Raw genomic sequence first — 1,521 nt, 5'->3', positions numbered from 1 at the left:
TCTTTTTTTTCTGTTTCACTAAGACCAGAGATATGCTTTTGGCGATCTAGTTGGGTGTTGTGTTGGTCGATTAGGTCATTGATTTGATTGATCCATTTTGTTTTAAAAAATAAAGGCTCTTTTTTGTGTAGTTCTGATATTTCAGAACTCATTGTGTCTAATTCTGCTGTTAATTTTGATAATTCTTCGTTTTGTAATTCAGAAAGCTTCTGAGAAATTTTTCCTAAATATTCAGCTTCAGACTGTTGGAATTGAAGTTCACTTCGTACTTTTTGCACAAGATCCTCAGATACGTTGATGTTTTCATCAAGTGCAATGACCTTTTTGATTTCTAAATTACGTCGCTTAATCTCATCATTTTTCAGACTAATCTTTGTAAATATTCCTCGTCTCCGTAGGTATGTAGCTTGAGGACCTTCGTGTTGAGTGGCTTCTAGGTCACTTTCTTGATCTTGATAACTTCTGTGATCGACACGTTCATCAAATCCATTTTGTTCCAGGTGGTGATTGCATAACTCTGCAAATGATTCTCTCCAGTAGCTTACCGTTTCTGTGCCATTATCACGACTGAAGTCTCTATATTTTTTTGCTGAAAAGTCACCATGCTCATTAATACTTCGGGTGGTGAACATGATGTGTGCATGGTAATTGCGTTCATCACTTCCGTTGCCTGTATGAGGTGCATGAATAGCAGCGTCAACGATGACACCGTATTTTTTAACGAGGTCTTGGCAAAGTTCATTAAGCATGTTTTTACGCTGTTCAGCGTTTAACTCACTTGGAAATGCTATCTCAAATTCTCTTGCAAGTAAGGCGTCTTTTCTACGTTCAACTTTTTCGACTTCGTTCCAAAGTGTCTGGCGATTGAGTAACTCAGTATTTGTATTATCGGGGGCATAGATTTCTGTAAATTCAACACCAGTTTTTTTTGTATAGTCTTGTTCTTTTCCATAGAAATCACATACCAATTTTTCACCTGAACGATATGCAGCACAAGCAACGGCTGAACGCCCATTACTTCTACTCATCGTTTTAACTGAAAAATGATATATCGCCATGTTGCTTTTGCTCTTAAATTTGGTTTACCAAATTTCACCAACCTGTATAGGTTGGTCAGGGGATTACAAAGGGGATTTACCCCTTGTCGCACCATTGAACTTTGTTCAATGGCTAAGTGCGCCCTTCGGGAAAACTACGATAGCATGGGCTGTCTTGAATTTCAATTCAAACAGACCTATGCTTGAGGGGTATTCCTTGATACGGTGATGGTATGAGTGTTGATAATTTAGAGCAAAAAATTGCAAAGCAAGAAGAACGCTTAAGACAGCTAAAAGAACAGAAAAAAGCTGCCATTGCACGTGAAAAAAAGAAAGTTTCTGATCAGCACAGAAAAGATGATACGAGACGTAAAATTCTACTGGGAGCTTGGGCTTTAAATAAATTAAAAAATGATGAATCGTTTAAGCAGCAATTAGCCGATTTTGAGCAATTTTTAAATACGGAAAATAAGACCGAAGAAAA

At 37.4% G+C, this 1,521-nt stretch carries 2 protein-coding genes; one reads left to right on the top strand and one right to left on the bottom strand.

The window, feature by feature from the left end:
• Nucleotides 1-1,058 (bottom strand): MobQ family relaxase (mobQ, locus tag HX005_RS19495; RefSeq protein WP_286378568.1); only part of this gene is annotated, 1,058 nt, incomplete at its 3' end.
• 212 nt (nucleotides 1,059-1,270) lie between these two features.
• Here mobQ and HX005_RS19490 point away from each other — a divergent pair.
• Nucleotides 1,271-1,521 (top strand): hypothetical protein (locus HX005_RS19490; protein ID WP_286378567.1); only part of this gene is annotated, 251 nt, incomplete at its 3' end.

The sequence above is a fragment of the Acinetobacter sp. R933-2 genome (assembly GCF_030325485.1).
GTDB classification, from domain to species: domain Bacteria; phylum Pseudomonadota; class Gammaproteobacteria; order Pseudomonadales; family Moraxellaceae; genus Acinetobacter; species Acinetobacter sichuanensis.
The sequence above is the reverse complement of the archived record's forward strand: the minus strand, read 5'-3'. Positions and strand labels throughout refer to the sequence as shown.